This is a genomic window from Nocardioides luteus (genome assembly GCF_000960475.2).
GTDB lineage: Bacteria > Actinomycetota > Actinomycetes > Propionibacteriales > Nocardioidaceae > Nocardioides > Nocardioides luteus_A.
Genome location: NZ_JZDQ02000052.1, coordinates 1 through 18,847, shown reverse-complemented (window position 1 = coordinate 18,847; position 18,847 = coordinate 1). Strand labels below are relative to the sequence as shown.

The following is an 18,847-nucleotide window of genomic DNA, read 5'->3' as shown; positions in this document are numbered from 1 at the left end:
ACGGGTTACTCGGTCGGGGGCTCCGGCGGGGTGCCACCGTCACCACCCTCGGGCGGGGTGCCGCCGCCCGGCGCGCCGCCCATGGAGGCCTCGGTGGTGGTGTCGACGGCGACGGCGAGCGAGCCCTTGTAACTGGCGCTCGGGCTGCCGCTGAACTTGCCCATCTCGAGCTCGTAGCCGTCGCTGAAGACGTTGTCGTTCTCGAGGGTGACCTGGGTGAGGTTGTCGGCCGAGCCCGCGTAGGTGTCGAGCTCGTAGACCTTGTTGAGCATCTTCTCGGGGAAGGCGACCTGCGAGGTCGCGATGGCGTTGTCGCCGGTCGTCGCCGAGTCGGCGTCGGGGTAGACCTCGAAGTGCATGTGGGTCCAGCGACCGGTGTAGCAGCCCGGCACGATCGTCTTGAACGTCACCTGACCCTTGGCGTCGGCGACCTGGACGCCGCGAAGGTACGTCTCGTCCTCGACGCCCTCGGAGTACATCGAGTAGAGACCTGCGGCGTCGCACTGCCACAGGTAGACCGCGACTCCCTCGAAGGGCGCGTTGTCGTTGGTCATGTCGGTCACGGTGAAGGTGAACTCGAGCGGCACACCGTCGACGGTGGTGCCGCCGTCGAGGCTGGAGGTGATGTCGCTGCGTACGATCCCGGACTCGGTCAGCACGTTCGTGCCGTTGGTGCCGTCGGCCGGGTAGGGGCCGTTGGTCTCCTGCGGGATCTCGCCGTCCGCGGTCGTGGACGCGTTCGACGCGGAGCCGCCCGAGGAGCCGCCCGAGGAGCCGGAAGAGCCGGACGAGCCGGACGAGCCGGACGCCCCGCAAGCGGCCAGGGCGGCGGCCCCGACGCCGACCCCGACGAGCCCGAGCACCCGGCGGCGGGTCAGCAGCGTCGAGATGTCGAAGCCGGCACCCTGGTCGACCACCTCCTCGTCGGGGCGGGCGAGCAGGCGGCCCTCATAGGCCGGGCCTTCAGGGGTGTTCTCGGGTTCGGGTACGCGGCTCATTCGGTTCTCCTTGACGTCTGTCTGGTGCGTTGACCTGACTCTGACGTCCGAATCCGTGAGGACCTCCTGTCCCGGCTGTGGGATTCCTGTAAGAGCCGCCGAGGATCAGCCGACGCTCGGGCGCGGGGCGGACTGGAGCTGGTCTGACTGCTCTTTGGACAGCTTGGAGGCGTAGCCGCAGTAGGTGCAGTCCATCCGGCGCGACCTGCTGACGGGGAAGAGCGGGATGAAGAAGAGGGTGAACTTGTTGACGATCTCGAACAGCCGCTGTGCGGCCCGCTGCCCGCAGTTCGGGCAGACCAGCGAGAGCGTCGCGAGCAGCCGGGTGTAGGTCTTGAACCCGAAGATGATCATGGCAACGAGTCTTGCACCCGGTCAGCGTCGGTGGACCTCGCGACCGTCGACGTAGGTGTGGGTCACCCGGGTGCGCCCGAGGACCGTGGTGTCCGTGCCGAGGATGTCGTGGTCGACGACGACGAGGTCGGCGGCGTAGCCGGTCTCGATCCGGCCCGTGGAGCGCTCCAGGCGGTTCACGTAGGCGGTGCCGGTGGTGTAGCCGGCGAGGGCCTCGGCGACCGACAGCGCCTCCTCCGGCAGCAGCGGGGCGGCGTCGGCGGGCTGCTCGGGGGAGCGGCGGTTGACCGCGACGTGCATGCCGAGCAGCGGCGCCGGGTCGGAGACCGGCCAGTCGCTACCGCACGCGATCCGGGCACCCGTACGCAGCAGCGACCCGAAGACATACTGCTGCTCGCGCGCCGCCGGTGCCAGGAACGGCAGGGTCAGCACCTCGACCGCCTCGTCGAGGCACGCCCACAGCGGCTGGATGTTGGCGGTGACCTCCAGGGCGGCGAACCGAGGGACGTCGGAAGGGTCGACGACCTGCACGTGGGCCAGATGATGGCGCAGGCCGCTGGCCCCGTTGGTCGCCCGTGCGTGCGAGATCGCGTCCAGGCTGTCGCGCACGGCGCGGTCCCCGAGCGCATGGATGTGCGCCTGGAACCCGGCCTCGTCCAGCGCCGCGACATAGGTGGCCAGGGCATCCGCGGGGATGAAGGAGAGCCCGCGGTTGTCGGTGAGCCGGCCGTGGGCGTCCAGATAGGGCGAGAGCATCGCGGCCGTGTGGGTCTCGCAGACGCCGTCCTGCATCAGCTTCACGCTGCCCGCGTCCAGCCCCGCCTGGGCTGCCAGGGCACGCCGCTCGATGAGCGACGGCAGCTGCTCCAGACCACGGTCGCGGTCCCACCACTGGGCCAGGACGACCTTCGCGGTGAGCGCGCCGGAGCCCCGGGCGGCGATGTAGGTCGGCAGCGAGTCGGGCATGCCGAGACCGTCGCCCACGAGCGCGTCCTGCCAGCCGACGATGCCGACGGAGTGGAGGTGGCGCTGGGCGGTCAGCAGCGCCTCCATCAGGTCCTGCGAGGTCGGGGCGGGGACCAGCGATCCGACCAGCGCCATCGCACCTTCGTGCAGCGCTCCGGTCGGGTTGCCGGAGGCGTCACGCTCGATGCGCCCGTCCGCAGGATCGGGCGTGTGGGCAGAGATGCCGGCAAGCTCGAGCGCGCGGCTGTTGACCCAGGCGGAGTGGTGGTCGCGGTTGGGCAGGAAGACCGGCCGGTCGGGCAGCAGCCGATCGAGCGGCGCAGCGCTCGGCACCCCGCCGGGGAAGGAGTCCATCGACCAGCCACCGCCCGAGATCCAGGCCCGCGACGGGTTGGCGGCGGCGTAGGACCCGATGGCGTCCAGATACTCCTCGAGCGTGGACAGGCCGGTCAGGTCGCACTGGTTCATCTCCAGGCCGGCCTGGACCGGGTGCACGTGGGAGTCGTGGAACCCGGGCAGGACCCAGCGACCGTCGAGCTCCTCGACGACGGTGTCCGGACCGGCACAACCGTCCAGAGACGCGCCGATGGCCGCGATCCGACCGCCCTGGACGGCGATGTCCACGTCCTCCCAGCCGCCCTCGCGCAGCACCCGGCCCCCGCGGAGCAGCAGCTCCGCGGGGAGAGCCCGTCCACCCATCAGGCGACAGCCATGGTGTCGGTGACCGAGGAGCCCGAGCGCTTGAGCACCCGTGCCACCAGGCCGAGGACCAGGAGCGTGAAGACCAGCAGGATGGTCGAGACCGCGGCGATCTCGGGCTTGAGCCCGGAGCGGACCGAGGAGAGCACGTAGACGGGCCATGAGGTCGTGCCGGAGACGTTGATGAACGAGGAGATCACCGTGTTGTCGAGACTCAGCGTGAAGGCCAGCAGCCCACCGGCGAGGACCGCCGGGCCGACCAGCGGGAGCGTGACCTTGAAGAACGTCGGGATCGGGCGCGCATAGAGGTCCGCCGAGGCCTCCTCCAGCGACGCGTCCAACCCGACCAGGCGAGCCCGGACGATGTAGGTGACGACCGCGGTCGCGAACAGCGAGTGACCGATGATCAGGCGCACGTAGCCGTTGTTGAACGGCACCAGCGACCAGTCCTGGCCGAGCGTGACGAACCAGGGGAGCAGCGCGATGCCGTCGACGATCTCGGGCGTCACCGAGACCAGCAGCAACAGCAGCGTGAACGGCCCCGTCCAGCGGCCCGGGAACCGGGCCATCGCCATCCCGGCGAGGGTGCCGAGCGCGCTCGCCAGGATCGCGGCGACGACCGCGGTCTGCAGGGAGACGGCGACGGTGTGGCGTACGGTCGGCCGCTCCACGATCGCCGTGAACGGGTGCAGGCTGAAGCCGTCCCAGGCGGTGAGCAGCCGGCCTCCGTTGAAGGAGTAGACGGCGATCACGATGATCGGGGCGAAGAGGAAGACGAAGACCAGCGTGGTCCACACGCCGAGCGCGAGATTGGTCCCGGAAGGCCTGCTCATGCGGTCACCACCTCCTTGGTGGGCAGCCTCGGGTCAGGAGGCGGGACGGTTCCGACGACCAGCTCGGTGCGTCGGTGGACGAGCCATCCCACGCCCCACAGCAGCGCGATGGCGAGGACGACGACGACCATGGTGAGCAGGATGAGGACCACAGCCATCGCCGAGCCGAGCGCCCAGTTCTGTGCGGTGAGGAACTGGCTGGCGATCAGCGAGCCGACCATCGTGCCCTTGGCGCCGCCGAGGACGGCCGGGGTGACGTAGTCGCCCATCATCGGGATGAAGACCAGGACGACCCCGGCGATGATCCCCGGGCGCGCCAGCGGCAGCGTGACCTGGAAGAACGTCCGCACCCGGCCCGCGCCGAGATCCTTGGACGCCTCACCCAGCGCGTTGTCGACGCGGTCGAAGGCGACGTACAACGGCAGGATCATCAGCGGCAGATAGTTATAGATCAGGCCGAGCAGCACCGCGCCGCGGGTGTTGAGCAGGTCGTGCGGGTCGCCGACCAGACCGACGTCGGTCATGAACCCGGCCAGCGCACCCTCCGAGGACAGGATCACCTTCCAGCCGATCGTACGGATCAGGAACGAGGTCCAGTAGGGCACCATCACCAACGCGACCAGCAGCCCGCGACGGTGCGCGGGGACCTTCAGCGCCATGAAGTACGCCGCCGGCAACGCGACCAGCAGGCAGGCGACGGTCCCCAGAACGCTCATCCACAGCGTTGCCCGGAAGATCGTGAAGAAGGTCGGGCTGAACGCCTCGGCATAACGGTCCAGCGACATCACCGCGTTGCTGTGGGTGCCGAACATCCCGGGCTTCTCGCCGAAGCTGAACCACGCGACCTGCAGGAACGGGACGACGAAGAAGACGGTCAGCCACAGCCACGCCGGGACGGCGAGGACGAAACCCGGGAGGCGCCTGGCCGCACGGTCACGCACTGGCGGCGGCCTTCAGCTTGTCGTAGACCTCCGTACGCCGGTCCTGAGCCTTGTTGACGGCGCCGTTCTTCATCGTGGCGAGCTGCTCCTCGGTGAAGAAGATCATCTCGGGCAGCTCGACCTTGCGCTCCTTGGCCATCTCCTCGATGCCCAGGGTGCCGGTGTGATAGCCGATGTAGTCCATCTCCTTGAACGAGTTCTCCGGCTCCAGCACGAAGTCGATGAACGCGTGCGCGGCCTCCGGGTGGGGCGCCCCGGCCGGGATGCACCAGTTGTCCATCCACAGCTCGGTCGTCGGGCCGGGCAGGACCCACTTCCAGCGGTCGGGCTGCTTGTGCTCGAGGATGCCGAGACGGGCGTCGCCGTTCCAGTTCTGCATCAGCGCGAAGGTGTTCTCCTGCATCGCGCCGGTCGAGGGGTAGGAGTCGAAGGCGGCGATGTGCGGCGCCCACTTCTCGACCGCCTCGGCCTCGAAGGCGTCGTAGTCGGCCATGTCCTCGGTGTTCCAGTCGATGTCGTTGGCCCAGAAGTAGAGGCCGGCGACACCCTGCGGGTCGTCGAGCAGCGAGGTCTTGCCGGAGGCCTCCTTCTGCATGGCGTCGATGAAGTCGTCCCAGGTCTTCAGGTCGCGCTTGATGACCGTGGTGTCGTAGACGAAGCCGGTGGTGCCCCAGTCCTTGCACACCGAGTAGTCGTTCTCCGGGTCCCAGTCCTGGCCGAGGAACTGCGGGTCGACCTTGGCGATGTTGGGGATCAGGTCCTTGTTGAACTTGACGATGACGTCGTTCTCGATCAGCTGCGGGATGTAGACCCCGGTCGGCACGACGATGTCGTAGCCGCTGGTGCCCTTGGCCGCGACCAGCTTCGAGATCAGCTCCTCGTTGGAGCCGTAGGAGTCGAGGGTCACCTTCGGCCCGGTCTTGCCGAAGGCCTCGATCACCTCGGGGGCGTCGTAGTCGCCCCAGGTGTAGATCGACAGCGCCTTCTCCACCGGGCCGCCGGTCGCGCCACCGCCCGGCTCGGCCGCGCTGGACGACCCGCCGTCGCCGGTCCCACAGGCGCTGAGCGCGGCGCCGGCGCCGACGAGGGCCGCCAGGCTCAGGAAGTGTCGCCGCGAGAGCTCCTGGCGGATCGCACGAGCGCCGGCATGGCTGGCCAGGATCCGTACGTTGCCGTTCTTGTCTGCAGGCTTGTTCACTGGGGGCTCCTCGCGGTGGTCGGGTCAGGTGGGGTGTCGAGGGGGAAGAGGCGTACGTCCTCGGCGGCCCAGCCGCAGAGGACCTGGTCGCCGGGGGAGAGCCGCACGGCGCCGTGGGCGGGGCGGCGGATGAGGAGGCTGGTCTCGTCGGTGACCTTGACGAGGTACTGGATCACCTCGCCCAGCGGGGAGACCTGCAGGACCTCGCCGGCGACGGTGTTGAGGCCTTCGGCGACCGTCCCGGGCTCGATCGAGATCAGCTCGGGACGGATGGCGGCCTGATGGGGCTCGCCGGGCCTGCCGTCGGGCTTCGCGGGGCCTTCGACGACCACGATCGGGGTCTCGACGGTGGTGCCGTCGGCGCTGACCTCGCCCTGCAGGAAGTTCTGCTGGCCGACGAAGCCGGCGACGTACGCGCTGGCGGGCTGGTTGTAGACGGTGTCGGCGTCGGCGAGCTGCTCGATCCGGCCGGCGCGCATGATCGCGATCCGGTCGCTCATCGCGAGCGCCTCGCCCTGGTCGTGGGTGACGAAGACGAAGGTGATGCCGAGGCGGGACTGGAGGAGCTTCAGCTCGAGCTGCATCTCCTCGCGCAGCTGGCGGTCCAGTGCGCCCAGCGGCTCGTCGAGGAGGAGGACGCCGGGGCGGTTGACCAGTGCGCGGGCGAGCGCCACGCGCTGCTGCTGACCGCCGGAGAGCTGGGTCGGTGAACGGTCGGCGAAGTCGAGCATCCGCACCATCCGCAGCGCCTCGACGACGCGTTCGCGGATCTCCGCCCGGGGCGTCTTGCGCTGCTGCAGGCCGTAGGCGACGTTCTCCGCGACCGACTTGTGCGGAAACAGCGCGTACGCCTGGAAGACCGTGTTCACGTCGCGCTGGTAGGGCGCGAGCCTGACCACGTCCTTGCCGCCGATCATGATGCTGCCGGAATCGGGCTTCTCGAAGCCTGCGATCATCCGTAGCGTGGTCGTCTTGCCGCAGCCCGACGGGCCGAGCAGCGAGATGAACTCGCCGGGCCGGATCTCGAGGTCCAGGCCGTCGACCGCCGTGGCCTGGCCGTAGGTCTTGGTCAGGCCCTTGATGGTCACCGAGCCGGAGGGTGGGTCCGGGGTAGCTTTCGTGGTCATCGCTGCTCCAGTCGATTGTTCACTTAGCGCTGCATTCCACCACAAGATCCGGAGAAAAGTACGGAATCGGTTGTAAAAGAACGGTTACGAACTGGATTTCGTGCTAGGTGCTGTCGCTGGGTGCCGACTCGGTCGAGGGATCTAGGGTTACCCCATGCCGACCCTGCCGATGCCGCCGACCCTGTCTGCCGTGACCTCGTTGCTGGACGACTGGTATCCGCCCGCCACCGCCGACGACTGGGATGCGGTCGGGCTGGTCTGGGGAGAGCCCTCGGCGCCGGTCTCGAAGGTGCTTCTCGCCGTCGACCCGACCCTCCCGGTCGCCGAGGAGGCGGCCGAGTGGGGTGCGGACCTGGTCGTGGTCCATCATCCGCTCTTCCTGAAGGGCGTGCACGGGTTCGCGGCGACGACCCCCAAGGGACGTACGCTCTCGACCCTGGTCTCCGCCCGCTGCGCCCTGCTCACCGCCCACACCAACGCCGACCAGGCCCTCGGCGGCGTCTCGGAGTCGCTGGCGCTCGCTCTCGGGCTGAGCTCGCTGCGGCCGTTGATTCCTGGGCTCACTCCGGAGGTCGGCACCGGCCGGGCCGGGACGGTGGAGTCGACGACGCTGGGCGCCTTCGCCGAGTCCGTCGCCGCCGCGCTGCCCGCGACCGCGGCCGGGATCCGGGTCGCCGGCGACCTCGACCGGCCGGTCTCCTCGGTGGCGCTGTGCGGCGGCGCGGGCGACTTCCTGCTCGACCAGGTGGCTGCGTACGACGTCTTCGTGACCAGCGATCTGCGCCACCATCCGGCCTCGGAGTTCCTCGAGAAGGGCGGTGCGCTGATCGACATCCCGCACTGGGCGGCCGAGTGGACCTGGCTGCCTGTGCTGGCGAGGCGACTTCGGGAGGCATTCGGAGATACGGTGGAGACCCGGGTCTCGGAGATCGTCACCGACCCGTGGACCAAGCGAATAGTGAACAACTGAGGAGAATCCGCTGAAAGCCGACCCGTTCGCCCAGGTGAAGCTGCTCGACGTCTGTGAGCTGGACTCGCGTGCGCTCCAGCTGCGCCACCGCCGTGCCCACCTGCCGCAGGCCGCCGTCGTGGCGGAGCTGCAGGCATCGAAGAAGACCACCGACGATGCCGTACGCGACGCCCGGGTCATCCGCGACGACCTCGAGCGGGTGCAGAAGAAGGCCGACGCCGACGTCGAGGCGGTCAAGACCCGCCGCAAGCGTGACCAGGAGCGAATGGACTCCGGGGCGATCAGCAGCGCCAAGGACCTCGAGCGCATGCAGCACGAGCTGGCCACCCTCGACCGCCGGATCTCGGTGCTCGAGGACGAGGAGCTCGAGGTCATGGAGCAGCTCGAAGGGGCTCAGGCCACCGTGACCCGGCTCGAGGCCGAGCTCGCCGAGATCACCGAGAAGCTCGCGGTCGCCATCGACTCGGTCGACGTGGAGACCTCGAAGATCGACGCCGAGCTCGCCGGGGTCGCCGAGGAGCGGACGCCCGCCCTCGAGGGCATCCCCGAGGACCTGCTCGCCCTCTACGAGCGGCTGAGCTCGAAGATGGGCGTCGGTGCCGCCGAGCTGCGTGCCCGCCGGTGCGGCGGCTGCAACCTCCAGCTCGACCCCGCCGAGATCTCCCGCATCCGCGGTCTCGCCGCCGACGAAGTCGTGCGCTGCGAGGAGTGCTCCCGCATCCTGGTACGCACCGCCGAGTCGGGACTGTGAGTCACAAGCCCGCGCGCGGGTGGAGCGCCGGGGCGGCCGCGACGACCCTCGTCCTGGTACGCCACGGGGTCACCAAGCACACCGCCGCGAAGGCCTTCTCCGGCGGTCTCGGCGGCGACAACCCGCCGCTGACCCAGGAGGGTCGCGAGCAGGTGCTGCTGACCGCGGAGTGGCTGCGGCCGCTGGCCCCGTCGGTCTCGACCGTCGTCACCTCACCGGTCCTGCGCACCGTCGAGACCGCCGAGCTCGTCGCCGGGGTCCTGGGTGCCCGGATCGACGAGGAGCCCGGCTTCGCGGAGATCGACTTCGGTGCCTGGGAGGGACTCACCTTCGGTGAGGTCGCCGAGCAGTTCCCCGAGGAGATGCAGTCCTGGATGGGCGCGACCGAGGTCGCGCCTCCCGGTGGCGAGTCGTTCGACTCCGCTCAGGAGCGCGTGCTCGCCGGCCTCTCCCGCGTCCTCGAGGCCCACGCGGGCGAGACCGTCGTGGTCACCTCCCACGTCTCGCCGATCAAGCTGATCGTCGCCCACGCGCTCGGCACCCCGATCCAGGGAGTCTTCAACATGGAGCTCTCGCCCGCATCGGTCACGGTCGTCTCCTTCTTCGCCGACAACCGCGCCTCCCTCCGCCTCTTCAACGGCCTCCCGGTCTCCCGCGACCCCTTCGCCGCCGGACTCATCTGACTCGGCGGGTTGGAGGGTCAGATCTCGGCGACGACCACGTCGAGCTGGGTGCCCTTGTTCGTCGGAGCGCCCACCTCCACGGTCCAGCCGAGGTCGCGGAAGGTGTCGGCGAGCTTGGCGGGGGTGCGGGGGTTGGCGCCGGACTCGAGGAGCGCGCGGACGAGGCGGCCCTTGGTGGCCTTGTTGAAGTGGCTGACCACCTTGCGCTGACCGTTGTGCTCGTGGAGGACGCGGACGGTGGCAGTGCGGGCAGAGACCTCGTCGGGGCGCCAGAAGGCGGCGTACGTCCCGGACCGGAGGTCCACGAGAAGGCCGTCGCCGAGGGCCTCGGTCAGGCCGGCGCCGAGGTGGGAGCGCCAGTGGGCCTGGATACCGCCGACGCCGGGGAGGGTGGTGTCCCCCGAGAGCCGGTACGCCGGGATGCGGTCGGCGAGGCCGACCAGGCCGAACACGGAGCTGGTGACCATGACCCGGCCGGTGGCGCGGCGCTTGGCCGCCGGTGACAGGGTCGCGGGGGAGAGGGCGTCGTAGAGGACGCCGGTGTAGACCCGGTCGGCGCGCGCGGCGGGGGCATCGAGCAGCCCGGCGTTGAGGGTGACGAGCTCGGGCTGCGTCTTCGGGACCCCGAGGATGTCGACGGCCTCGTCCGGTCGCGTGGTGCAGAGCTCGACCAGTGCGTCGATGACCTTGGCGCGGGCCGGGTTGAGCACCGGGAGGCGGAGGTCGTCGAGGGCGAGCGGGTTGCCGCGTACGGCCGCGGTCTTGCCCTCCGAGGGCGGCAGCAGGATCAGCACGGGGACTATCGTGCCGTCCGGGGCGAGGATGGCCGAATCGAGGATTGGGTATCTTTCAAAGCCTCTGTGACCTGCGACGATGCGCCAGCTTACGTTCCAACCATGTTCGTCCTGGCCGCCGAACCCACCTCCGGGCCCAACCTCGGCGGCCTTCTTCTCGTGGCCGTCATCGTCGGCGCGTTCTGGCTGATCCAGGACCTTTCGAAGAAGTCCAGAGCGCGCTCGGAGCATCTGCGGGCGAAGCGGTCGCTGACCTCCTCCCAGCGCAAGGCGCTGGCCCGGATCAACAGGTCGGCGAAGGCGCACAACGGGTCCAAGAAGGACCTGTGGGAACAGTTCGCCGCCTTCAAGGGCAACCCGAAGGCCTTCGGCAAGGAGGCCGCCTCGCTGTACAAGACCTACAAGGCGAAGTCGAAGAAGAAGTAGCCACTAGAGTTCCGGCCATGGGCTCCGCACGCATCATCCGGGTGGCCAGTGCCGACAGCGGTGTCGCCGCCACCACGCTCCGCGACGGGATCGCCGCGCTCCAGGCCGAGCTGGGGGTGAGCGCCGAGTTCCCGCCCGAGGTGGAGGAGGCGGCGGCCGCCGCCGCAGCCGCCCCGAGGCTCCCGGAGCTGGACCGCACCGATCTGCCCTTCGTGACCATCGACCCCGAGACGTCGATGGACCTCGACCAGGCGCTCCACCTGGAGCGCGACGGCGACGGCTACGTGGTGCACTACGCGATCGCCGACGTGGCCGCCTTCGTGGCGCCCGGCGACCCGGTCGACGTCGAGGCCAACAAGCGCGGCGAGTCGCTCTACGCGGCCGATGCGAAGATCCCGCTCCACCCCAAGGTCCTCTCCGAGGACGCCGCCTCGCTGCTCCCGGACCAGGTACGCCCCGCGTTGCTGTGGACGCACAAGCTCGACGCGACCGGCGAGGGGACCGACACCTTCGTCGAGCGCGCGCTGGTGAGGTCCCGGGCGAAGCTGTCCTACGAGGGCGTCCAGAAGATGTTCGACGGCGAGGGCTTCGGCGATGCCGACTACTCCGGGTCGCTGGGGCTGCTGCAGGAGATCGGCGAGAAGCGGATCGCCCTCGAGGCCGCCCGCGGCGGGGTGAACCTGCCGCTGCGCGACCAGGAGATCTCGGTGCAGGGCGACCAGTGGTCGCTGGAGTACCGCGACCTGCTGCCCGTCGAGAACTGGAACGCCCAGATCTCGCTGCTCACCGGCTTCGCCGCGGCCGACCTGATGGTCTACGCCCGGGTCGGGCTCCTGCGTACGCTGCCCGAACCCGATCCCCGAGACGTCCAGCGGCTGCACCGCACCGCTCGTGCCCTCGGCCTGGAGTGGCCCGCGGAGATGCTCTACCCCGACTTCATCCGCACGCTGGACGGCAAGAACGGCAAGCACGCCGCGATGGCGATCGCCTGCACCCGGCTGCTGCGCGGGAGCGGGTATGCCGCGTTCAACGGTGAGCTGCCCGAGCTGACCCAACACTCGGCCCTGGCCAACGAATACATGCACGTCACCGCTCCGCTGCGCCGGCTGATCGACCGCTACGCCGGCGAGGTCTGCCTGGCGCTCTGTGCCGACCAGCCCGTCCCGGAGTGGGTGATCAGCGCATTCGCCACCCTCCCGGAGACGATGCGGGCCTCGTCGCGGGCCAGCGGTGCCTACGAGCGCGGCGTCGTCGACCTCGTCGAGGCCGGCCTGCTGTCCAAGCGCGTGGGGGAGACCTTCGACGCGGTGGTCGTCGAGGTCGACGACGAGGACAAGCAGAAGGGCGCGATCACCGTCGAGGAGCCCGCCATCGAGGCCGGGGTCACCGCCTCCACGGCCCTCCCGCTGGGCGAGGAGGTCCAGGTGCGGCTGGAGGCGGCCGACGTCGTCGCCCGGAAGGTGAGCTTCACCCTCGCCTGAGACCCGGCGACGGCCGCCCCGCGGGGGTCGGGGCGGCCGGCGTACGTCGGGTTACGGGTCAGGAGATCAGCTCGTCGAGGCGGTTGTAGACCTCGGCGGAGCCTTCGGTCACCCGGCTGTGCTCACCCGCGATGGAGACGGGTACGTCACCCTGCACGGTGATCCGCCGCACCTCGCGCGGCAGCTCGTCGAAGTCGGCGACGGCGTAGTGCTGGGTGGCACGGTTGTCCCAGATCGCGACGTCGCCCTGCTGCCAGTGCCAGCGGACGGTGTTCTCCAGGGCGGTCACGCGGTCCTGGAGCAGGTTGAAGAGGATCGCGCTCTCCTTCTGGTTCAGGCCGGTGAAGTGCTTGACGAAATGGCCCAGGACGAGCGCCCGCTCGCCGGTCTCGGGGTGGATCCGGACCGCCGGGTGCTCGGTGCGGTAGATCGTCGAGACGAACTCCTCCCGCTTGCGCGCGGCCACGTCGTCGGTGGCCTCGGCCTCGTCGGGACGTACGTAGTCGTAGTCGTTGGAGTGGACCGCCCACAGGTTGTCGACCAGCGCCTTGAGCTGCGGGTGGAGCCGCTCGTAGGCGGTGACGGTGTTGGCCCAGACGGTGTTGCCGCCGTAGTCGGGGATCTCCGCACCACGCAGGATCGAGAACGCCGGCGGCCGGTCGACGAAGGTGACGTCGGTGTGCCAGGAGTTGGCGGCCATGCCGCGGTTGGCCTTGAGGGTCAGCACCCGGGCGCTGCCGGTGTTGACGGTCGGGTGGGCGGTGGTCAGCGGGCCCAGGCGCTCGCCGAAGGCGATCTGGGCGCGGTCGTCGAGATGGCCCTGGTCGCGGAAGAAGACGACCTTGTGCTTCAGGATCGCGGCGCGGATCTCGGCGATCGTCTCGGCGGGCAGGTCTCCGGAGAGGGTCACTCCCTCGATACGGGCGCCGATCCGGCCCCCGACCTTGTGGACGGTGAGCTCGGTGGGCTCGGTGACAGCGGATGCTTCAGTGATGGTCATGGATGGTCTCCTCGGGGGACGTCGCTTGGAATGAATTAAGTCTAGTGAAATACACAACTTAGAACCACGAGCGTCTCACGAGACGTTTGGGCACTCCGCACAATGATGTGGAGAGGAGCCGGTGGATATCGTGCGCTCATGACGCACGCCACACCCGAGACCGTGTTCACCTATGGCTCCCCGCAGCTCAAGTTCGGCACCGGAGCCTCTGCCGAGATCGGCTACGACCTCGCGTCGCTCGGCGCCCGGAGCGCTCTCGTGGTCACCGATCCCGGCATCTCCGCCACGGGGCTCCCGCAGCGCGTGGCCGAGCAGATGAAGGCGTACGACGTCACGGCGGTCGTCTTCGACGGCGTCCATGTCGAGCCGACCGACGAGAGCATGCGGGCCGCGGTCGAGTTCGCCCGGGAGCACGGTCCGTTCGACGCGATCGTGGCGGTCGGGGGCGGGTCGAGCATCGACACCGCCAAGGCGGTCAACCTGCTGACCACCAACGACGGCGACCTGATGGACTACCTCAACGCTCCGGTGGGTCGCGGGCTCGCGCCTTCGCATGCGTTGCTGCCGCTGGTCGCGGTGCCGACCACGACCGGGACCGGGGCGGAGTCGACGACCGTGTGCGTGCTCGACGTGCTGTCGCTGAAGGTGAAGACCGGGATCTCGCACGCACGGCTGCGGCCCACGCTGGCCGTCGTCGACCCGGACCTGATGATGACCCAGCCGGCCGGGGTGACCGCCGCGTCGGGGATGGACATCCTGTGTCACGCGCTGGAGAGCTACACGGCCCGCCCCTACACCTCCTACGACCGCAAGGAGCCTGCCGAGCGGGTGCCCTACTGCGGTGCCAACCCGATCTCCGACATGTGGTCGGAGAAGGGTCTGTCGCTGCTGGCCGGCTCGTTCCGGCAGGCCGTCGCACACGGCGACGACACGATCGCGCGCGGTGACATGGCGTTCGCGGCGACCTTCGCGGGGCTCGGCTTCGGCAACGCCGGAGTGCACATCCCGCACGCCTGTGCCTACCCGATCGCCGGGCGGGTACGCGACTTCCATCCGGCGGACTACCCCGGCGACGAGGCGCTGGTGCCGCACGGGATGGCGGTCTCGCTGACCGCTCCGGAGGCGTTCCGCTACACCTTCGACGCGGCGCCCGAGCGGCACCTCCGCGCGGCTCGGCTGCTGGCTCCCGGGTTCGACGAGTCTCAGGAGGAGCCGCGCGACCTGCTGCCCCGGGTCCTGACCGACCTGATGCGCGATATCGGCATCCCGGCGGGCATCGGCGCGGTCGGCTACGAGGCCGGTGACATCCCGGACCTGGTCGAAGGTGCGCTCAAGCAGCAGCGGCTGCTCGCCACGGCGCCGAAGCAGCCCTCGGCCGAGGATCTGTCGGGGATCTTCGAGAGGTCCATCACGCTCTGGTGAGGAATGCGCGGCGGGGCTACGGCGTTCGGTTGGTTGTCTTCTTCAACCAAACTCTTCCGGAGGTCTCCTCGGTGACGTCAGTCCCGCCGCGGCTCTTGCTCGCACTCGCCCTGCTCTCGGCATCCGCGCCGCTTGCGATCGACTTCTACCTGCCCTCCTTCCCGCAGATCGGCTCGGACCTCGGGGCCGCGGCCGGCAACGTACAGCTCACCCTCACCGCCTTCCTGATCGGGCTCGCACTCGGGCAGATCGCCTGGGGGCCGATCTCGGACCGGTTCGGGCGTCTGCGGCCTCTGATGATCGGGTCGGTCGTGGCCGCGGCGGCCGGCGTGCTGGCCGCGCTGGCGCCGACCGTCGAGCTGCTGATCGCGGCCCGCTTCGTCCAGGCGCTCGCCGCCGCGGCGGGGATCGTGATGGCGCGGGCGATCGTCGCCGACGTACTCCACGGTTTCGCGGCCGCCCGGGCGATGTCGATCATGATGTCGATCAGCGGGATCGCGCCGATCCTGGCGCCGGTGATCGGTGGTGCCATCGCCGGGTTCGTGCCGTGGCGCGGCGTGCTCGGCATCGTCGCCGCGATCTCCGTCCTGCAGGTCGTCGTCGTGCTGCTGGTGATCCGGGAGAGCCTCCCGGTCGAGCGCCGCAGCAGCCGGGTCGAGTACGCCGACCTCGGCCGCCTGCTCGCCAAGCCGGCCTTCCTCGGTTACACGCTGACGCAGTCGCTCACGTTCGCCACCCTGATGACGTACGTCTCCTCCTCCTCGTTCCTCTACCAGTCGGTGATCGGCACCTCGGCGGCCGTGTACGGCATCGGGTTCGCGGTCAACGCCGCCTTCCTCACCGTCGCGGGGCTGGTCTCGGCACGGCTGGCCAAGCGCCAGGTGCACCCGGCCCGGATCATCCGGACGGCGCAGCCGGTGATGGCCCTGGCTGCCCTGTCCGTGCTGGTCGTGGCGCTGCTGCCGGTGCCGAAGGTGCTCATCCTGCTGCCGATCGTGGTCGTCACCACCTCCGTCGGCCTCATCATGGGCAACACCGGCGCCCTCGCCATCGAGCAGGCCCGGCCCTCCGTCGGCGCCGGCTCGGCGCTGATGGGCGGGATCATGTTCCTCGGCGGCGGCCTCGCCTCCCCGCTCGGCGCCGTCGCGGGCGACCACACCGCGGTGCCGCTGGCGATCACCATGGTGGTCACGTCCCTCCTCGGCGCTCTCGCCTTCTCCCTCGCCCGGCGCTCCGTCGCCCGCAACCCGGAGTCCGAGGCGGCCTTCGCCACCGCTGCCTAGCAAGCCTGCCGAGACGTCACTCCCGTCGGCCGAGTGGGCGCGGTGGTGCCCACTCGGCCGACGTACGTGACGCCTCGGCCGACGTACGTGACGCCTCGGCGCTGACTAGGCTTCGCGGCGTGGAGCTCCGTGTTCATCAGCAGCGTGCGCTGTCCGCTCTGGGCGCGGCCTGGGAGGCGGGGCGGTCGCGGGCGTGGGTGGTGCTGCCGCCGGGGGCCGGGAAGACGCTGGTCGGGCTGGAGACGGCGCGCGACGCGATCGCGGACGGGGCGAAGGTCGTCGTACTCAGCCCCAACACCGCCATCCAGGGACAGTGGTTGCGGCAGGCGGCCGCGCTGGGTCTCTCGGCATCTCCGTCGCGCGAGCTCGACGCTCCGCTGACATCGCTGACCTACCAGTCGGTCGCGGTCTTCGGCGATCCCGACGACGAGGCGGAGACCGGGGAGAGCCACCTGGCCAGGCTGCACGACAACGGCCGGGCCCTGGTCGCCGCGCTGAGAAGCGCCGGGCCGCTGCTCCTCGTACTGGACGAGTGCCATCACCTGCTCGAGGTGTGGGGCGAGCTGCTGGGCGAGATCCTCGAGCTGCTGCCGGACGCGCGGGTGCTGGGGCTGACCGCGACCCCTCCCGAGGCGCTGACCAAGGAGGAGTCGGCACTGGTCGGGACCCTCTTCGGCGAGATCGTCTTCTCGACCTCGATCCCGGCGGTGGTGCGCGAGGGCGACCTGGCGCCGTTCGCCGACCTGGTCTGGCTGACCGCGCCCACGCCGAGCGAGCGGGAGTGGCTGCGGGGGAGCGCGGAGCGGTTCGAGGAGCTGCTCACCGCGCTCACCTCCGCCGATCTGGGCACCGTGCCGTTCCTCGCCTGGCTGGACCGCAGGTTCGTGGCCCGATCGGCGGGCGCCCCGTCGTGGGGTGAGATCGCGAAGGCATCACCCGAGCTGGCCACCGCCGCCCTCCGAGCCCACCATCGCGGGCTGATCGCGCTGCCCGAGGGGGCGACGCCGACCGAGGCCCATCGACGTGACCCGTCGGCCGAGGACTGGGTGGCACTGATCGGCGACTGGGTACGCGGACATCTCGTCTCCTCCGACGCCGAGGCGGACCAGGAGGCCCTGGCCGCGATCAAGCAGGCGCTGCCGGCCGTCGGCTATGCGCTGACCCGTCGCGGCATCCGCGCCGGTCGCTCACCGGTCGACCGGGTGCTGGCGCGCTCGGAGGCCAAGACGGCGGCGACCGCGGCCATCGTCGACCACGAGCGGCTCGCGCACGGCGACGCGCTGCGGCTGCTCGTCGTCACCGACCACGAGCGGGCCTCGGCCACGCTGCCCGTCGACCTCCGTGGGGTGATTGCGGAGCAGTCCGGCTCCGCAAAGGCGGTGCTTGCCACGCTGTGCGCGGCGAACGACGACGTCCTGCTGGTCACCGGCGCCACCGTCGCCGGTCCGCCGACGACCCTCGCCGCGCTGGTGGCGCACATCGCCGAGACCGACCCGGGTCTGGCCGACGGTCTGGTGATCGAGAAGGAGGAGGCGTACGCCACGCTCGTCGGACGCTGGAGCAGCCGGCAGTGGGTGGGGTACGTGACGCGGTTCTTCGAGGCCGGCGGATGCCGGGTGCTCGTCGGGACCCGCGGGCTGCTCGGCGAGGGCTGGGACGCCCGGTCGGTGACCGGGATCGTCGACCTCACCGCCGCCACGACCACGACGGCGGTCGTGCAGCTGCGCGGGCGGTCGCTGCGTACGGATCCGGCACGGCCCGACAAGGTCGCGGTCAACTGGACCGTCGTCTGCGTCGAGGAGGAGCACCCGCGCGGCGACAACGACTGGAAGCGGCTGGTCCGCAAGCACACCGGCTTCTTCGGAGCCGACGAGGACGGCTCCGTCGTCGACGGCGTCGGTCACATCGACGAGTCCTTCTCCCCGTACGCCGCCCCGCCGGAGTCCGACTTCGACGCGATCAACGCCCGGATGGTCGCCCGTGCCGAGGACCGCACGGCGATCCGGGAGAGGTGGCGGATCGGGGAGCCGTACGCCGACGTCGCCGGCCGCACCGTCAGGATCCGGTTGCGCCGGGCCGGTGCGCTGCGGGCGCCGACCGGGGCGGTGCTCGCGCCGCGACCGCCCGGGTTCCGGCTGCTGGAGGGCCGGGTGCCCGAGTGGCGGCTGCCGGCCAAGGGCGTCCTCGCGCCCGCGCTGCTGCTGAGCATGGGGCTGATCGTGGCGGTCGCCGGTGGCGGTGGCGCGATCGGACCCGCACTCGGTGGCGCAGCCGGCGCGCTGTGGGCGCTCTGGGCGGCGTACGTCTATCGCGACGGCACCCGGATCGCCTCCCAGCTGCGCCGGAGACCCAGCGTCGGAGCTGTCGGGGCGGCGGTCGCCGACGCGCTGCACGCGACCGGGCAGACCTCGGTCGGCGCCGGCGGGCTGGAGATCGCGGTGGACACCGACGGCAGCTACCGCCTCCATCTGGCCGGGGTGCCCGAGGAGGAGTCGGCACTCTTCGCCACCTCGCTCGAGGAGGCGCTGGCACGGATCGCCGCGCCGCGCTACCTGGTCTCGCGCTCGGTCGTGGGCGACCTGGACCCCCTCGAGCGGCTGCGCCTGGGGGTCTCCGGAAGACACACCGCGGAGTCCGAGGCCTGGCACGCGGTCCCCACCGCCCTCGGCCGCCGCGCCGCCGACGCGAAGGCGTTCCGCGCCGCCTGGGAGCACTGGGTCGGCGGCTCCGGCCTGCTCTACACCGGCTCGCCCGAGGGAGCCGGCCTCCTGGCCGCCCAACGTGGCGCCGACCCGTTCGACGTCACCGCCGTCATCCGCCGCCACTGGTCCTGACCCTCACCCCAGCCGAGACGTCACGTACGTCGGCCGAGACGTCACGTACGTCGGCCGAGTGGTCGGCGTTGTGCCCACTCGGCCGAC

At 70.5% G+C, this 18,847-nt stretch carries 17 protein-coding genes; 8 read left to right on the top strand and 9 right to left on the bottom strand.

Translation table 11 applies throughout. From position 1 onward, the window contains the following. Window positions 1-5: 5 nt before the first annotated feature. From UG56_RS25725 to UG56_RS25695, 7 genes are all read right to left on the bottom strand, one after another. Window positions 6-998, bottom strand: a complete 993-nt coding sequence (locus UG56_RS25725; protein WP_045550641.1) for an intradiol ring-cleavage dioxygenase — start codon at window positions 996-998, stop codon at window positions 6-8. 105 nt (window positions 999-1,103) lie between these two features. Further along, entirely contained in the window at window positions 1,104-1,352 is a 249-nt protein-coding gene (locus UG56_RS25720) for a zinc-ribbon domain-containing protein (RefSeq protein WP_045550640.1), read from the bottom strand. A gap of 21 nt (window positions 1,353-1,373) precedes the next feature. Then, the gene (locus UG56_RS25715; protein ID WP_045550639.1) at window positions 1,374-3,017 is read right to left on the bottom strand and encodes an amidohydrolase; all 1,644 of its coding nucleotides are present in this window, start codon (window positions 3,015-3,017) and stop codon (window positions 1,374-1,376) included. Continuing rightward, a complete protein-coding gene (locus tag UG56_RS25710; protein WP_045550638.1) occupies window positions 3,017-3,850 on the bottom strand; it encodes an ABC transporter permease in 834 nt (277 codons plus the stop codon). The genes UG56_RS25715 and UG56_RS25710 overlap by 1 nt, the downstream gene beginning before the upstream one ends. Further along, window positions 3,847-4,791, bottom strand: a complete 945-nt coding sequence (locus UG56_RS25705) for an ABC transporter permease (RefSeq protein WP_045550637.1) — start codon at window positions 4,789-4,791, stop codon at window positions 3,847-3,849. The genes UG56_RS25710 and UG56_RS25705 overlap by 4 nt, the downstream gene beginning before the upstream one ends. Beyond that, complete coding sequence (locus UG56_RS25700) at window positions 4,784-5,989, bottom strand: polyamine ABC transporter substrate-binding protein (protein ID WP_071327337.1); 1,206 nt, start codon at window positions 5,987-5,989, stop codon at window positions 4,784-4,786. Before UG56_RS25700 ends, UG56_RS25705 begins: the two co-directional genes overlap by 8 nt. Next, entirely contained in the window at window positions 5,986-7,116 is a 1,131-nt protein-coding gene (locus tag UG56_RS25695) for an ABC transporter ATP-binding protein (RefSeq protein ID WP_045552119.1), read from the bottom strand. Before UG56_RS25695 ends, UG56_RS25700 begins: the two co-directional genes overlap by 4 nt. A gap of 154 nt (window positions 7,117-7,270) precedes the next feature. On the opposite strand from UG56_RS25695, the gene UG56_RS25690 reads away from it, so the two are divergent. From UG56_RS25690 to UG56_RS25680, 3 genes are read left to right on the top strand one after another with little or no spacing between them, the layout of a single operon-like run. After that, a complete protein-coding gene (locus UG56_RS25690; RefSeq protein WP_071327336.1) occupies window positions 7,271-8,086 on the top strand; it encodes a Nif3-like dinuclear metal center hexameric protein in 816 nt (271 codons plus the stop codon). A gap of 34 nt (window positions 8,087-8,120) precedes the next feature. Then, entirely contained in the window at window positions 8,121-8,837 is a 717-nt protein-coding gene (locus UG56_RS25685) for a zinc ribbon domain-containing protein (RefSeq protein ID WP_052694183.1), read from the top strand. Next, a complete protein-coding gene (locus tag UG56_RS25680) occupies window positions 8,834-9,520 on the top strand; it encodes a histidine phosphatase family protein (RefSeq protein ID WP_052694181.1) in 687 nt (228 codons plus the stop codon). The genes UG56_RS25685 and UG56_RS25680 overlap by 4 nt, the downstream gene beginning before the upstream one ends. Window positions 9,521-9,537: 17 nt before the next feature. Here the strand turns inward: UG56_RS25680 and yaaA are convergent, their stop codons facing one another. Beyond that, window positions 9,538-10,314, bottom strand: a complete 777-nt coding sequence (gene yaaA, locus UG56_RS25675; RefSeq protein WP_045551596.1) for a peroxide stress protein YaaA — start codon at window positions 10,312-10,314, stop codon at window positions 9,538-9,540. A gap of 102 nt (window positions 10,315-10,416) precedes the next feature. Between yaaA and UG56_RS25670 the strand changes: the two genes are divergently transcribed. Together UG56_RS25670 and UG56_RS25665 are read left to right on the top strand one after the other, a co-directional pair. Beyond that, window positions 10,417-10,740: a hypothetical protein gene (locus tag UG56_RS25670; protein WP_045551595.1), complete on the top strand. Its 324-nt coding sequence runs from the start codon at window positions 10,417-10,419 to the stop codon at window positions 10,738-10,740. Window positions 10,741-10,757: 17 nt separating this feature from the next. After that, a complete protein-coding gene (locus tag UG56_RS25665; protein ID WP_045551594.1) occupies window positions 10,758-12,221 on the top strand; it encodes an RNB domain-containing ribonuclease in 1,464 nt (487 codons plus the stop codon). A gap of 58 nt (window positions 12,222-12,279) precedes the next feature. Here UG56_RS25665 and UG56_RS25660 read toward each other — a convergent pair whose 3' ends face one another. Continuing rightward, the gene (locus UG56_RS25660; RefSeq protein WP_045551593.1) at window positions 12,280-13,221 is read right to left on the bottom strand and encodes a TauD/TfdA dioxygenase family protein; all 942 of its coding nucleotides are present in this window, start codon (window positions 13,219-13,221) and stop codon (window positions 12,280-12,282) included. A 138-nt stretch (window positions 13,222-13,359) separates the two neighbouring features. On the opposite strand from UG56_RS25660, the gene UG56_RS25655 reads away from it, so the two are divergent. The 3 genes from UG56_RS25655 (at window position 13,360) to UG56_RS25645 (ending at window position 18,760) form a co-directional block, all read left to right on the top strand. Further along, window positions 13,360-14,643: a hydroxyacid-oxoacid transhydrogenase gene (locus UG56_RS25655; protein ID WP_045551592.1), complete on the top strand. Its 1,284-nt coding sequence runs from the start codon at window positions 13,360-13,362 to the stop codon at window positions 14,641-14,643. A gap of 71 nt (window positions 14,644-14,714) precedes the next feature. After that, complete coding sequence (locus UG56_RS25650) at window positions 14,715-15,926, top strand: multidrug effflux MFS transporter (RefSeq protein ID WP_071327342.1); 1,212 nt, start codon at window positions 14,715-14,717, stop codon at window positions 15,924-15,926. Between the two features lie 119 nt (window positions 15,927-16,045). Next, window positions 16,046-18,760, top strand: a complete 2,715-nt coding sequence (locus UG56_RS25645; protein ID WP_084101622.1) for a DEAD/DEAH box helicase family protein — start codon at window positions 16,046-16,048, stop codon at window positions 18,758-18,760. Window positions 18,761-18,847: the final 87 nt, after the last annotated feature.

Excerpts from the sequence above, each read along its gene's own strand:
- UG56_RS25725 (WP_045550641.1), bottom strand. The coding sequence starts at position 998 with ATGAGCCGCGTACCCGAACCCGAGAACACCCCTGAAGGCCCGGCCTAT.
- UG56_RS25655 (WP_045551592.1), top strand. The coding sequence starts at position 13,360 with ATGACGCACGCCACACCCGAGACCGTGTTCACCTATGGCTCCCCGCAG.
- UG56_RS25690 (WP_071327336.1), top strand. The coding sequence starts at position 7,271 with ATGCCGACCCTGCCGATGCCGCCGACCCTGTCTGCCGTGACCTCGTTG.
- UG56_RS25710 (WP_045550638.1), bottom strand. The coding sequence starts at position 3,850 with ATGAGCAGGCCTTCCGGGACCAATCTCGCGCTCGGCGTGTGGACCACG.
- UG56_RS25665 (WP_045551594.1), top strand. The coding sequence starts at position 10,758 with ATGGGCTCCGCACGCATCATCCGGGTGGCCAGTGCCGACAGCGGTGTC.
- UG56_RS25720 (WP_045550640.1), bottom strand. The coding sequence starts at position 1,352 with ATGATCATCTTCGGGTTCAAGACCTACACCCGGCTGCTCGCGACGCTC.
- UG56_RS25670 (WP_045551595.1), top strand. The coding sequence starts at position 10,417 with ATGTTCGTCCTGGCCGCCGAACCCACCTCCGGGCCCAACCTCGGCGGC.
- UG56_RS25715 (WP_045550639.1), bottom strand. The coding sequence starts at position 3,017 with ATGGGTGGACGGGCTCTCCCCGCGGAGCTGCTGCTCCGCGGGGGCCGG.
- UG56_RS25660 (WP_045551593.1), bottom strand. The coding sequence starts at position 13,221 with ATGACCATCACTGAAGCATCCGCTGTCACCGAGCCCACCGAGCTCACC.
- UG56_RS25695 (WP_045552119.1), bottom strand. The coding sequence starts at position 7,116 with ATGACCACGAAAGCTACCCCGGACCCACCCTCCGGCTCGGTGACCATC.